At 73.7% G+C, this 12,979-nt stretch carries 10 protein-coding genes; 5 read left to right on the forward strand and 5 right to left on the reverse strand.

Features of this window, described 5'->3' with window-relative positions; all coding sequences use genetic code 11:
- Window positions 1-27: 27 nt before the first annotated feature.
- Both GA0115234_RS26335 and GA0115234_RS26340 read left to right on the forward strand, forming a co-directional pair.
- Complete coding sequence (locus GA0115234_RS26335) at window positions 28-4,254, forward strand: S8 family serine peptidase (RefSeq protein WP_161275665.1); 4,227 nt, start codon at window positions 28-30, stop codon at window positions 4,252-4,254.
- Between the two features lie 127 nt (window positions 4,255-4,381).
- Window positions 4,382-5,134, forward strand: a complete 753-nt coding sequence (locus GA0115234_RS26340; protein ID WP_093546422.1) for a DUF4118 domain-containing protein — start codon at window positions 4,382-4,384, stop codon at window positions 5,132-5,134.
- Between the two features lie 47 nt (window positions 5,135-5,181).
- On the opposite strand, the gene lysA is transcribed toward GA0115234_RS26340, so the two are convergent.
- The gene (lysA, locus tag GA0115234_RS26345; RefSeq protein WP_093546425.1) at window positions 5,182-6,549 is read right to left on the reverse strand and encodes a diaminopimelate decarboxylase; all 1,368 of its coding nucleotides are present in this window, start codon (window positions 6,547-6,549) and stop codon (window positions 5,182-5,184) included.
- 17 nt (window positions 6,550-6,566) lie between these two features.
- A complete protein-coding gene (locus GA0115234_RS43780) occupies window positions 6,567-7,016 on the reverse strand; it encodes an SAV_915 family protein (RefSeq protein ID WP_237541756.1) in 450 nt (149 codons plus the stop codon).
- Window positions 7,017-7,832: 816 nt separating this feature from the next.
- Here GA0115234_RS43780 and GA0115234_RS26355 point away from each other — a divergent pair.
- Together GA0115234_RS26355 and GA0115234_RS26360 are read left to right on the forward strand one after the other, a co-directional pair.
- Entirely contained in the window at window positions 7,833-8,936 is a 1,104-nt protein-coding gene (locus GA0115234_RS26355) for a PLP-dependent cysteine synthase family protein (protein WP_093546428.1), read from the forward strand.
- Window positions 8,933-10,222, forward strand: a complete 1,290-nt coding sequence (locus tag GA0115234_RS26360; protein ID WP_093546431.1) for an MDR family MFS transporter — start codon at window positions 8,933-8,935, stop codon at window positions 10,220-10,222. Before GA0115234_RS26355 ends, GA0115234_RS26360 begins: the two co-directional genes overlap by 4 nt.
- A gap of 4 nt (window positions 10,223-10,226) precedes the next feature.
- Here GA0115234_RS26360 and GA0115234_RS26365 read toward each other — a convergent pair whose 3' ends face one another.
- From GA0115234_RS26365 to GA0115234_RS26375, 3 genes are read right to left on the reverse strand one after another with little or no spacing between them, the layout of a single operon-like run.
- The gene (locus tag GA0115234_RS26365; RefSeq protein ID WP_093546434.1) at window positions 10,227-10,733 is read right to left on the reverse strand and encodes an NUDIX hydrolase; all 507 of its coding nucleotides are present in this window, start codon (window positions 10,731-10,733) and stop codon (window positions 10,227-10,229) included.
- Window positions 10,733-11,377, reverse strand: a complete 645-nt coding sequence (locus tag GA0115234_RS26370) for a PH domain-containing protein (protein ID WP_141718484.1) — start codon at window positions 11,375-11,377, stop codon at window positions 10,733-10,735. The genes GA0115234_RS26365 and GA0115234_RS26370 overlap by 1 nt, the downstream gene beginning before the upstream one ends.
- Before the next feature lie 36 nt (window positions 11,378-11,413).
- A complete protein-coding gene (locus tag GA0115234_RS26375; protein WP_093546440.1) occupies window positions 11,414-12,379 on the reverse strand; it encodes a pirin family protein in 966 nt (321 codons plus the stop codon).
- Window positions 12,380-12,556: 177 nt separating this feature from the next.
- On the opposite strand from GA0115234_RS26375, the gene GA0115234_RS26380 reads away from it, so the two are divergent.
- Window positions 12,557-12,940, forward strand: coding sequence for a tetratricopeptide repeat protein (locus tag GA0115234_RS26380; protein WP_093546443.1), 384 nt, complete (start codon window positions 12,557-12,559; stop codon window positions 12,938-12,940).
- The last annotated feature ends 39 nt before the right edge of the window (window positions 12,941-12,979 follow it).

Genomic DNA, 12,979 nt, shown 5'->3' on the forward strand with positions numbered 1-12,979 from the left:
GTGCCCTCACCACTAGGACCTTTATGCATGGCAATGAAGTCACGAAGATCGAGTCAGGCCGCTCTCGCCGCCGTTGTTCTCGCCGGTCTGCTGGCGGCGGCACCGGGCGCCGCCGACGCGTCCGCGCCCGGCCCGTCGCAACGCGTCCTCGTCGAACTGTCCGGGAACCCCGCGGTCACCGCCGCACCCGGCGGATCGCTGCTGTCCGCCGAGGCCGTCCGCGGCGTCGGTGCCGCCCGCCGGGCGCTCGACGCGCGGCAGGAGACGTTCCTCGGTTCGGCGAGGAGCGCCGGACTGCACCCCTCCGCGACCCGCGGACTGGGCCTGCTCATCGACGCCGTGGCGATGACGGTGCCCGCGTCCGAGGTGGGGCGGCTGTCCTCGCTGCCGGGCGTCACCGCCGTCCGCCCCGACACCCGGGTGCTCACGAAGACGGACGCGAGTGTGCCACTGATCGGCGCGCCCGCCGTCCGGCAGCGCAAGGACCCCGCCGGACACCGCGTCACCGGCAGGGGGACCACCGTCGCGATCCTGGACAGCGGGGTGGACTACACCCACCCCGACCTCGGCGGCGGACTCGGCAAGGGCCACAAGGTCGTCGGCGGGCACGACTTCGTCAACGGCGACGAGGACCCGATGGACGACAACGGCCACGGCACCCATGTCGCGGGCATCGTCGCGGGGAAGGCCGCCGCGAAGGGCGGCATCACCGGCGTGGCGCCCGGCGCGAAGCTGCTGGCGTACAAGGTCATGGACGCCGACGGCGCCGGCTACACCTCGGACATCATCGCCGGGATCGAGGCGGCCTCCGATCCGGCCAACCCGCACCGCGCCGATGTCATCAACATGAGCCTCGGCGGCCCCGGCGACGGCACCGACCCTCTGGGCCGCGCCGCGACCGCGGCCGTACGGGCCGGTGTGGTCGTGGTGGCCGCGGCCGGCAACGACGGACCGGGCGCGGGTACGGTCAGCACTCCCGGCACGGCCGACGGAGTGATCTCGGTCGGCGCGTCGACCAGCAATCTGCGGCTGCCGAGCGCCTATCTGGCGGGCGAGAAGCCCGAGTTGATCCAGAGCTACCGAGGCATCCTGTCCGCGAACCCGCCGGAGCGCCCCGTCACCGCGCCGCTCGTCGATGTCGGCGAGGGCACCGCCGAGGACTGGAAGCGGGCCGGTGACGTACGCGGAAAGATCGTACGGGCCAGCATGCTCGTCGCCTCCGACGTCCGGTATCTGACGGCGAGCGCCGTGGAGTGGGCGCAGGAGGCGGAGAAGCGGGGGGCGATCGCGGTGCTCGCCGGTCTGCCCTCCAGCGACGGCCCGGTGTTCGTCGCCGGAGCGGGAGAGGTCCGGCCGCCGGCGGTGAACCCCGAGCCGGGGGTGGCCCAGGTGCCGTCCTCGCCCGCCCGGATCGACGCCTCCGGCGACTCGCTGCGCATGGACCGGCTGGTGGTCATGGGCATCGACTCGACCCAGTACACGGAGCTGAGCTCCCGGCTCGCCGCCGGGAAGGTGTCGGTGACACTGCGCTCCACCGACACCACCGACGAGATCGCCTCGTTCTCCTCGCGCGGTCCCGCACCGGACTTCGGTCTGAAGCCCGATCTGGTCGCGCCGGGCGTGGAGATCCGCTCCACCGTGCCCAAGTCCCTGTACGGGCCGGGTCAGTACCGCATGTCGGGTACGTCGATGGCGGCCCCGCACGTCGCCGGCGCCGCGGCCCTGCTGCGCCAGCTGCACCCCGGGCGGACGCCCGCCGAGATCAAGGCCGAGCTGGTCGGCACCGCGAAGCCGCTGAACTCCACCGGCCCCACGGCGCGGGGCTCGGGTCGGCTCGATGTGGCCGCGGCCGCCTCGGCCACCCTCAGCGCCTCACCGGCGTCGGTGTCGTTCGGGCTGGCCGATCTGTCCCGGAGCCAGGTCTCCGGCACCGCGAAGGTTACCCTGCGCAACCCCGGCAAGCGTCCGGTCAGGGCCTCGCTGCGGACCGACGGTCCGGCCAAGGTCTGGCCGAGGATCGTCACCGTACCGGCCGGGCGGACCGCCACCGTCACGGTCTCGCTGCGGGCCACCCGGCCGGCCGCCGACACCGAGATCAGCGGCCGTCTCACCGCGACTCCCGACCGGGGACCCACGATCGGGGTCCCCTACCTGCTGGCCGTGCGGCACCTCGCCGTCCAGGCCGCCCCCGACCCGAGCGACGGTCACTCGACCGTGCACATCGCCCCGCCCACCCGGCTGGCCGCGCCGCCGGTCGTCACCGTCACCCCGCCGCGCGGCAGGGCCGTCGAACTCACGTCCACCCTCGATCCCGCCACCGGCTACTACCGGGCCGAGGTGACCGGCGATACGGCCGGCGCCTACCGGGTCTCGGTGCGCGGCACCGCCGGCACCGGACAGCGGCTCACCGGCTCCAGCGCCTTCGAGGTCACCCCGGTCGACAGCCGCGAGGACCGCTGGAAGCCGGTCGGCCCCAACAGCGAGGCCGGTGCCGTCGCCCTCTCGCCGGGGCGGCCGAAGCAGGCCGTCCTCACCCAGTTCCAGAAGGCGGCTCCCTGGCTGACCACCGACAGCGGCGCCTCCTGGCGCCAGTTGGGCCGGCTCCCGGTCGCGGACGGCACGGGACCGCTCGTGGTGGACGCGGAGAATCCCGACCGCTGGTGGTACGCGGTGAACAGCGTCCACGACGGCAGCCGCCGGGGAGCCCTGCTGCGCACCGATGACAACGGGCGCACCTGGCGCACGCTGGACTTCCCGAACACCCGCGTCGCGGCGCTCGCCGCCGATGAGCGGACCCGCACCCTGGTCGCGGTCACCTCGGACGCGCTGCTGGTCAGCACGGACGCGGGCGACCACTGGACGACGTATCCGACCGGTGTCACCGGTGCCGTCACCGCCGCCGCCGTCACGGGTGACACCCTCTACCTGACGACGTACGACGGTGTCTGGGCCCGCTCCGCCATCGGTTCGGGCAACCCCGGCGACGCGCGCCCGCTCTTCGAACCGTCCGGTGGAGGCGTCGGCGGGCTGGCCGTCGACGCCTCGGTCGTGGCGGTGTACGTCCCGGGCCGGGGAGTGGTCGGTTCCCATGACGGCGGGGACACCTGGACCACCCTGCTGCCCCTGACCGAGGGCGGCCTCCGCCTGACCGCCTCCGGCGGCGACCTGTATCTGAGCACGGTGACCGGCGTCGGCCGGCTCAGCCGCGACCACGGACGGACGTGGACCGAGGTCGCCGCGCCGTCGCGCGCGGCGCTGCCGGTGGACTACGACCGCTGGGCCGACGGTTCCGTCACCGTCTCCAGCGAGCAGGACGGTCTCTACCGGGGTGCCGCGGACGGCACCGGGTACCGGAGGATCGGCGTCCAGGGACTGACCGTCAACGATCTCGCGGTCAGTGACGGGCGGCTGCTCGCCGCCACCGACAGCGCGGTCTACCGCACCGCCCTGCCCGTCACGAACCCCGAGTGGGGCAAGTCGGGCGGCGAGGGCGGGCGGGGCGTCGGCGTCCCGCAACTCGCCGTGTCGGCCAAGGATCCGAAGGTGGTCTGGAAGGTGCGCCGCACCGCGTTCGGCGCGTTCACCGTCGAGCGCAGCCGCGACGGCGGTGCCACCTGGCAGAAGAGGGGCACGTCGGCGGAGGTACCGACGGCGCTGCTGGTCCACCCCGCCGACCCGAACCGGGTGATGGTCGGTTTCCGGAGCCTGCTCGGCGAGGGTCTGTTCGCCACCAGTGACGGCGGCGCGACGTGGAAGAACCTCTACCACGACCGCTCCTTCGGCACCCTCGTGGGCGACCCCGCCGATCCGCTGCGCCTGTGGCTCGGCAACACCTCCGGGCTCTACCGGTCGGACGACGGCGGGGTGACCGTCACCAAGGTCGCCGACGGCCCGGTGACCGCGATCGCCCTCGACGGACGGCGTCTGGTCATCGGCGGCGACAGCGTCCGCGTCAGCACCGACGGCGGCCGGACCTTCCGCGCCGCGGACACCGGCACCCTCGCGATCCATGTCTCCGACCTGCTCCGGGTGAAGGACACCTGGTACGCGGCCACCACCGGCTCCGGGGCCAGCGGCCTCCTCCAGGGCGGCCGCGGCGTACTGCGCAGCACCGACGGCGGCCGGAGCTGGCAGAACATCTCCTCCGGCCTGCAGAACACCGACACCACCGCATTGGCCGCGAGCCCCGACGGCCGCTCGCTCTACGTCGGCACCGTCGACGGCGGCGTGCACCGTCTCGACCTGCGTCACTGATCACCACACCCCGTGGGGCGCCCGGACGGAGGTTCCGTCCGGGCGCCCCACGGGCGTTCCGGCGCCGTCCCGGCTACCGGTCCGGGCGGCGGAGGAGCATCGTGGAAGACAGACCTCAGGAGGCAGCATGTCCGGTTTCCCCCTGCGGGACAGAGCGGCCGTGGCCGCCGCCCTGGTCTGCCCGCCCGCCGTGGCCGGGCTCCTGGTGCCCTTCCGTACGGACCTCACGAGCACGAACACGGCGCTGATCCTCGTCGTGGTCGTCGTGGCGGTCGCCGCGATCGGAAACCGGGTGGCCGGTGCGCTCGCCGCGCTCTCGGCCGCCGTCTGGTTCGACTTCTTCCTCACCGCGCCGTACGAGCGTTTCACCATCGGCAACCGCGACGACATCCAGACGGCCGTGCTGCTCCTGGTCGTCGGTCTGGTCGTCTCGCAGCTCGCGGCGCGGGCCCGACGGCTCCGGGTGGTCGCCATCACCGACGCGGGCCATCTGGCCACCATCCACGACACCGCGCAGCTGGCGCAGTCGACGACCTCCCCCGACGCGGTGGTCGACCACGTCCGGGGCGAACTGACCCGGCTGCTCGGGCTGAAGGGCTGCCGGTTCGAGTACGGGACGCTGCTGGGGCACCCGCCGCGGCTGGAGCAGGACGGCGACGTGGTCGTCGGGCGGCGGACCTGGGACGTGGAGCGCAGGGGCTGGCCGCAGGAGGAGATCGAGCTGCGTGCGACCGGCAACGGCCACTACTACGGCAGATTCATGCTCGCGCCGACGCCCGGCGCGGAGCCCGCCCCGTTGCAGGCGCGCCTGGTGGCGGTGACCCTGGCCGACCAGGCCGGGGCGGCCATGGCGACGACCGGCCCGAAGGAGCACGGCTGACGGGACGCGGCGCCGGGACGGGCGTCACGGGCGTGGGCGCGTGCGGCTCAGGGACCGATGTCGCGGCCGTTGATGTCGGCGAGGGATTCACGGCGGACCAGCAGCCGCGCCCGGCCGTCGGCGACGGCGACCACCGGCGGACGGCCGACCGCGTTGTAGCTGGACGCCATGGAGAGGTGGTAGGCGCCCGCGACCGGGACGGCCACCAGGTCGCCGGGGCGGATGTCGCCGGGCATGGCCACATCGGCGGCGAGCACGTCGCCCGCCTCGCAGTGCCGGCCGACGACGGTCGCCGTGCAGGGCTCGGCCGTCGAGCGGCGGCCGACGAGCCGGGGTGCGTACCGTACGCCGTAGAGCGCCGGTCGCGGATTGTCACTCATCCCGCCGTCCACGGCCACGAAGATCCGCTCGCCGGTCCTCTTCACCGCGAGCACCCGGTAGAGCGCCACACCCGCGGGCCCGACCAGGGCACGGCCGGGCTCGACGGTGAGCCGGGGTACGGGGAGCCCGGCCGCGGCGCAGCTCGCGGCCAGTTCCCGGCGGACGCGGGCGCCGAGGGACGGTATGTCGAGCGCGGTCTCCCCCGGCCGGTAGGCGACCGCGTGCCCGCCGCCGAGGTCCAGCTCCGGCAGGACGATCCCGTGCTGGTGACGGATCTGGGCGAGCAGTCCGACGACCCGTCGCAGCGCGGTCAGATAGGGCTTGGCCGTGCTGATCTGCGAACCGATGTGGCAGTGCAGCCCGACGAGTTCCAGCCGTGGCTGGTCGAGGATCCGGGCGACGGCGTACTGAGCGCTTCCGTCGGTGATCGACAGCCCGAACTTCTGGCCGTCCGTGCCGGTGCGGATCGCGGCATGGCCGCCCGCGTTCACGCCCGGGACGACGCGCACCAGTACCTTCTGGCGGGCGCCGTGGGGGACGAGCGCGGAGAGCCGGGCGATCTCCCACGCGCTGTCGATCACGATCCGCCCCACGCCCAGACGCAGTGCGGCCTCCAGGTCGTCGGGGCTCTTGGCGTTGCCGTGCAGCACGATGCGTTCGGGCGGGAAGCCGGTGGTAACGGCGAATTCGAGCTCGCCCGCGGAGCAGACGTCCAGGCCGAGGCCCTCCTCCCGCACCCAGCGCAGGAGGGCGCGGCAGAGGAATGCCTTCGCCGCGTAGACGACTTCGGTGTCCGGGAAGGACCTGAGGTAGGTGCGGCAGCGCTCCCGGACCTCTGCCTCGTCGAGGAGATAGACCGGGGTCCCGAACCGCTCGGCGGCCTCGACCAGGGAGACGCCGCCGACCGCGACATCGCCGCGGGAGGCGAGCCGCGCCGAAGCGGGCCAGACGGACAGGCTCGCGGCGGTCCCCGGAGGCACGGGTGCGGTGTCGGGCACGGTCGGTGCCGGGGTCGCGGGCAGTGGCGTGGTCATGGTGTTCCCTCGGCCGATCAGGAGGTTGACGCGGGAGACAACGACGGCGTTGCGGCCGCGCGGACCGCATCGGCCGCCCGTGGCCTGCGGACCGGCCGGCGTGCGCGCTGCGGCGCGGGGGCCGGGCGGTGGGTGCGCTGCCCACGGGAGGCGGTGCCGGGGCCCGGGACGGCGAGCAGCGGGTCGACGACGAGGTCGACGACCCCCAGGGGCGCGACGAGAGCGCGTACCGCCGGCTCGGCGAGCCGGACCCAGGCCTGCCGCTGTCCGAGGGTGCGGATCAGCTGCCGCTCATCGGTGAAGGCGACGGCGGTACGCACACCGAGCGGCGTACGGAAGAGGCGGGCGCAGCAGCCCGCCGGCCCCGGCCGGACCGGAACGAACAGGGCCCCGGCCCGGTCCGGTTGAAGGGGGTCGGGGTCTTCTTGAAGGGGGTCGGGGTCCTCGGTACGCGGGTTGTCGTTCATGGCACTCCTCGTGGGGACGGGGCGGGACGGGTGGCACATCGCCACGGACCGCCGGGCGTCCATGGCATGGCACGACGCTATGCCGCCCCGCCGGGCCGGACGTCCCCGTTAGCGGCCTCTTGATCCCGCGGGTACGCCCCTTGACGCACGATTGACGGCGGCGCCGCCGCCCGGGGCCGCCATGACCGCGTGCGGCGAGCCGACCCGCCGGTGTGACTTTGGGTGTTCGGTTGGGTACTTTGAGTCAATGATCGGTGCGGCGTCGTTCCCCCCGGCACATCGCCGCAGGTGGGACAGTGGCGTGCTCCTCGTACTGCTCTGGGCGGCCTTCCATCTCCTGGGCTGCGCGCACAGCCATGGCCCGGCGTTCGGCACCCATCACGATCCGATGACCGCGTTGTCGGCGGCCTCGGCTCCTGCGGCGGTTCCCTCCGTTCCGGCCACGACCTCGTCTCCCGATCCGGCGCCGTGCTGTCCCGAGTCGGATCACGCGGCGGACTGGATCCGTGTCGACGCCCCGCCCCCGCCCGCCCCGGGCGGGGCGCTCCCGGCGGAGGTCCGGCCCCCGGCACCCGCCTCCGTCCCGCCGGGAGGCGGGTCTGCTCGGGCACCCGGTCGCGGTCTCCTCGGCGGGCGGTGCATCCTCACGGCGTTGTGCGTGGCGCGGACCTGACCGTGCCCGCACGGCCGCCCGTCCCCTGCACGCCGTCCCGGCCCGCGCCGGGCCGGATCCGGGCCGCCGTGTGTCCGCCCCCCTGATCCCCCCGATGCCCCGACGGCCGATGCCGGCCCGGGGCGAGGAGCCGTGACACCCTCATGAACATCCCCTCGTACGCCCCTGCCCCGGTGTCCGCCCGTGGGCCTTCCGAGCTGGTGGGCCACACGCCGGTCCTGTGGATCGGTGAGCCCTTCGCCGATGCGGGCCGAGGCTTCTGGGCCAAGCTCGAAGGCGCCAACCCCGGCGGCATCAAGGACCGCCCCGGCCTGCACATGGTGGCCCGCGCCCGGGAGCGCGGCGACCTGGCCCACGGCGCCCCCGTCGTCGAATCCTCCAGCGGCACCCTGGGACTGGGCCTGGCCCTGGCCGGGATCACCTTCGGGCACCCGGTCACCGTGGTCACTGACCCCGGGCTCGAACCGGGCATCCGCCGGGCCCTGATCGCCTACGGCTCCCGCATCGAGACCGTGGCCGCCCCGCACCCGTCCGGTGGCTGGCAGCAGGCCCGGCGGGAGCGGGTGGCCGAGCTGCTCGCCGCGACGCCCGGGGCGTGGTGCCCCGACCAGTACAACAACCCCGACAATGTGGCGGCCTACGCCCCGCTGGCCGCCGAACTCGTCGCGCAGCTGGGCCGCGTCGACGTCCTGGTCGCCTCCGTCGGGACGGGTGGCCACTCTGCGGGGATCTCCGCCGCACTGCGCCGGACCTTCCCCGACCTGGTCCTGATCGGTGTGGACTCGACCGGTTCGACGATCTTCGGGCAGCCGGCCGCACCGCGCCTGATGCGCGGGCTGGGCTCCAGCATCCACCCGGGCAATGTCGCCTATCCGGCGTTCACCGAGGTCCACTGGGTGGCCCCTGCCGAAGCGGTCCGCTCCTGCCGGTCGCTGGCCCGCCACCACTACGCCTCGGGGGGCTGGAGCGTCGGCGCGGTCGCGATGGTCGCCGGATGGGCCGCCCGCACCTACCCCGCCGGAACGCGGATCGCCGCGATCTTTCCCGATGGCCCCCACCGCTATCTCGACACCATCTACAACGACGGCTGGTGCCACGGCCACCGCCTCCTCGACACTCCGGTGCCGCTGCCGGACGAGCCCGACGAGATCGCCGACCCGGGCGAGCGCACCGTGGCGTCCTGGACGCGGTGCCGTACGGTCACCGGCCCGGCCGTCGTCCCCGCCGTGCTGGCGGGTGCCCGATGAGACGGCTGCGCGCCCAGATGCGCTCCTTCGAGCCCGGCATCCAGCTGCTGATGGTCAATCAGTTCGGCATCAATCTGGGCTTCTACATGCTCATGCCCTACCTCGCCGACCACCTCGCCCACGGTCTGGGGCTGGCGGCCTGGGCGGTCGGCCTCGTCCTGGGCGTACGCAACCTCTCCCAGCAGGGCATGTTCTGGCTCGGCGGGACCCTGGCCGACCGGATCGGCTACAAGCCCATGATCCTGGCCGGCTGCGCGTTGCGGACCGGAGCGTTCGTGCTGCTGGCCCTCGCCGGCACCGTGCCCGCGCTGGTCGTCGCCTCCGCCGCGACCGGGTTCGCCGGGGCCCTGTTCAACCCCGCCGTCCGCGCCTATGTCGCCCAGGGCGCCGGGGAGCGCCGGGTGGAGGCGTTCGCCGTCTTCAACGTCTTCTACCAGGCGGGCATCCTGCTGGGCCCGCTCGCCGGACTCGCCCTGCTCACCCTCGACTTCCGGGTGGTGTGCGCCGCCTCCGCGGCTGTGTTCGGGGTCCTGGCGATCGTCCAGGCCCGTGCCCTCCCGGCCCGGCGTCCGGCACCGGACCCGGAGCGTACGAGCGGGTGGCGGGGCATCGCCACGGACTGGCGGACGATTCTCCGCAACCGGCCTTTCGTCCTGTTCTCCGTCGCGATGGCCGGCTCCTACCTGCTGGCCTTCCAGACGTACCTCGCCCTGCCGCTCCAGGCCCGGACCCTGCTGGACGAGCACAACGGGACCGCGATGGGTGTCGTCTTCGCCGTCTCCGCCCTGGTCGCGGTCGCCGGTCAGCTCCGGCTGACGGACTGGGCCCGGGACCGGCTGGACCCGCCGAAGGCGATCGCGCTCGGCCTGGCCGTCATGGGCGCCGCCTTCCTGCCCCTGCTGCCGGGCCCGCACCACCGCGTCCATGGACTGAGCGCCGCGCTCGGGCTCGGGGGGCTGGTGGCGTGCGCCGCGCTGTTGGCCGTGGGGGCCGCGCTGCTGTATCCGTTCGAGATGGACACCCTGGTCCGCCTCTCGGGGCAGCGTCTGGTGGGCACCTATTACGGGGCCTACAGCACCGTGGCCGGCATCGCCGTCGCGGCCGGGAACCTCGCCGTGGGCGGCTTGTTCGACCTGGCCGACCGCGCCCACGTCCCCTGGTTGCCCTGGACCGCGCTGTCCGCGCTCGGCCTCGCCTGTGCCGCCACCCTGACCGGCCTGCGCCGCACCGGGCACCTGCGCGTCGCTCCCGGCCCGGCACCGACGCGGACACCGACCGTGGCGTGAGGCCCTAGCCCCCGCCCGGGTACTCCCGCACGGCGCGGGCGATCAGGTCGTGGATCAGGAACTCCCCGGGGGCGCGGTTGTCCTTCAGGCGGGCGAAGCCGTCGGGGCCGAACCAGTCGTAGGCGGAGTGCTTGGACCGTTCGAGGGCCGGGTGGTCCAGGTCTCCGTCGACCTCCACGAGGTAGTCGGCCTCGTGGCGGAGTCCGGCGCCGTCGTCGCCGGTCCAGGTGCTGGTGCCGAGGAACCGCCGTACATGGCGCAGGCGCCAGCCGGTCTCCTCCTCGATCTCCCGGGCGAGGGCGTCCAGGAGGGACTCACCGGCCTCGACGTGGCCGCCCACGATGTCCCATGTGCCGGGAAAGAGGCGGCGGTCCGGGCTCCGTTTCTGCGCGAAGGCCGCGCCGTCCCGGTCGAGGATGACCGCGCCGACGGCCCAGACCTCACCGAGTGCGGGAACGGGTACCTCGACACCGTCACCCACGGTGAACGACCGCCTTTCCAGGGGACGCATCATTTCTCCTCGTCGTCGTTCCTGACGGCCAGCCGGTCCGACCACGGGGCGAGAACCGTCGTACGGGCCTCGGGGTGTTCCCGCAGCCACGCCAGGAGCGGGAGCAGCTCGGAGGACGGGGCGTAGAGGCGGAGCGATGCCTCGGTGTCCTCGCGGCGTTCCCGCCCCGTGATCCGGTAGGCGCTCGCCGGACGGGCGAGATCGATGCGCGGCCCCTCCGCCACCCGGGCCCCGATGACCTCGTCCCACGGCACCTCGACGGCGCCGTACATGTGGGATCGCACCGCCGTCGGGGTCAGCTCGACGGTCGGCTTCCTCGGTCTGCGCAGGATGCGCGCACCGATCACGGCCAGCGCGGCGGACACGAGCAGCAGCAGGCCGAGCCCCAGCACCACGATCGGGCGGGACCGTTCGGGCTCGCCGGAGCGATGGGGCATCTCGATGTACGTGTCGCCCCAATGTGCCGCCGCGGTACCGCACATGGCGACCGCGGCGACCGCCATCAGGCACGCCAGCACGATGAGCAGCGCGGCCCGGTTCCGCACCCGTCGGAGCTCGGCCGGTCGCTGCGGGGCGTAGGCGACACCCGACTCCGTCGACCGCCAGAGTCCGCCGAGTCGGGGAGGCACAGCGGCGGAAAACATGCACGGAACCCTACAACGCGGGCCGTACGTCTCGGGTCAGCGCACCCGTCCTCGCGGTTTCAGGGCGACGGGCGGCAGTTCGGGAGCGGGCAGCCGGTCGCCGTCGTAGCCCTTCACCTCACCGAAACGGGAGCTCTCCATCCAGCCCCGCCTGGCCTCCTCGATCTCCTCCTGGGAACGCCCGATGAAGTTCCACCACATGACGATCTCCTCCTCGAACGGCTCGCCGCCCAGGAGCATCAGGCCCGCGTCGGTGTCCGCGCGCAGGGGGAGTCCGGTGCGGCCGCAGCCGAGGTAGAGCATGGAGCCGGGAAGCACGGGTACGCCGTCGACGTCGGCCCGGCCGGACATGGAGAGCACCGCATACTCGAAGTCCGGTTCGAGCGGCAGCCGGGCCTCGGCACCGGAGGTCAGCGCGATGTCGGCGCCGACGATCGGGGTGTACGCGGTGCCGGGCGAGGCGGTGCCGTCGAGTTCACCCAGGATCAGGGTGGCGGTGACACCCGGGGCCGAGACGGTCGGCAGGTCGGTGTGGTGCTGGAAGTGGGGTTCGACGTGGCGGTGGGCGTCCGGCAGGGCGACCCAGAGCTGGGCGCCGTGCAGCAGCCGCGTATGGGACCTCGGGCTCTCCTCGGAGTGGCTGATCGCCCGGCCGGAGGTCATCAGCCCCAGTTCGCGCGGCCGGATCGTGCGGAGACTGCCGAGGCTGTCCCGGTGCAGGACCTCGCCGTCGTGCAGCCAGCTGACCGTCTGCAGGCCCATGTGGGGGTGGGGCGGCACCTGCATCCCGGGTTCGCCCGCGATGTCGTCGGGGCCGTAATGATCGACGAAGGTCCAGGCACCGATCATCCGGCGGCCCAGGTTGGGCAGCAGCCTGCGGACCTCGGTGGACTCGCCCAGTCGGACACGGCGGGGAGTGAGGAGTTCACGTACGGGCTCGGCGACGACGAAGCCACGTCCCCCGCAGACGGAGAGTGCGGCCTGGCGATCGAGATTGCTCATGGCGCTCAACCTATTCGCGGGCGGGGCCGGGGCGACGGTACCCACGCCGACAATTTAGTGGAATATTCAACCACTGAGCCATGTTGGGGAGACTGCGGGACGGCCGGGCGGCAGCCGGGCCGGAGGCTGGACGGAGCCGGGCACGATCCGGGGACGACCCACGACAGAGGAGGTCAAGTGAGCGACACCTACTTCGAGTTCGGCACGGCTGCCGACCGCTGGGACCGTGCGCAGATGTTCTTCGAGGCGAAGGAGTACATGACGGCGGCCCGGATCCTGGAAGGGCTGGTCGAGGAGGTCCCGGAGCAGGTGTCCCCCCGCCTGCTGCTGGCCCGGACCTACTACCACTCGGCGCGGCTCGGCAAGGCGGAGGCGGAACTGCGCGCGGTGCTGGAGCGCGATCCGGTGGAGCACTACGCGCGGCTGATGCTCGGCCGCACGCTCGAACGCCAGGGGCGGGGCGCCGAGGCGGCCGGGCATCTGCGGATGGCGGCGGCCCTCTCCGGCGACTTCGAGCCCATCCCGGGCCGGACGGCCCCCCAGGGGCCTGCCGCCGGGTGAGCCCGGGACGTCCTCGACGCCCGGGAAGATCCCGACGGG

The sequence above is a fragment of the Streptomyces sp. DvalAA-43 genome (assembly GCF_900091725.1).
GTDB lineage: Bacteria > Actinomycetota > Actinomycetes > Streptomycetales > Streptomycetaceae > Streptomyces > Streptomyces pulveraceus.

What these genes read in the sequence shown, in the direction of transcription:
- GA0115234_RS26365 (WP_093546434.1), bottom strand. Translation starts at nt 10,733, where the DNA reads ATGCGTCCCCTGGAAAGGCGGTCGTTCACCGTGGGTGACGGTGTCGAG.
- GA0115234_RS26360 (WP_093546431.1), top strand. Translation starts at nt 8,933, where the DNA reads ATGAGACGGCTGCGCGCCCAGATGCGCTCCTTCGAGCCCGGCATCCAG.
- GA0115234_RS26375 (WP_093546440.1), bottom strand. Translation starts at nt 12,379, where the DNA reads ATGAGCAATCTCGATCGCCAGGCCGCACTCTCCGTCTGCGGGGGACGT.
- GA0115234_RS26335 (WP_161275665.1), top strand. Translation starts at nt 28, where the DNA reads ATGGCAATGAAGTCACGAAGATCGAGTCAGGCCGCTCTCGCCGCCGTT.
- GA0115234_RS26340 (WP_093546422.1), top strand. Translation starts at nt 4,382, where the DNA reads ATGTCCGGTTTCCCCCTGCGGGACAGAGCGGCCGTGGCCGCCGCCCTG.
- GA0115234_RS43780 (WP_237541756.1), bottom strand. Translation starts at nt 7,016, where the DNA reads ATGAACGACAACCCGCGTACCGAGGACCCCGACCCCCTTCAAGAAGAC.
- GA0115234_RS26355 (WP_093546428.1), top strand. Translation starts at nt 7,833, where the DNA reads ATGAACATCCCCTCGTACGCCCCTGCCCCGGTGTCCGCCCGTGGGCCT.
- lysA (WP_093546425.1), bottom strand. Translation starts at nt 6,549, where the DNA reads ATGACCACGCCACTGCCCGCGACCCCGGCACCGACCGTGCCCGACACC.
- GA0115234_RS26370 (WP_141718484.1), bottom strand. Translation starts at nt 11,377, where the DNA reads ATGTTTTCCGCCGCTGTGCCTCCCCGACTCGGCGGACTCTGGCGGTCG.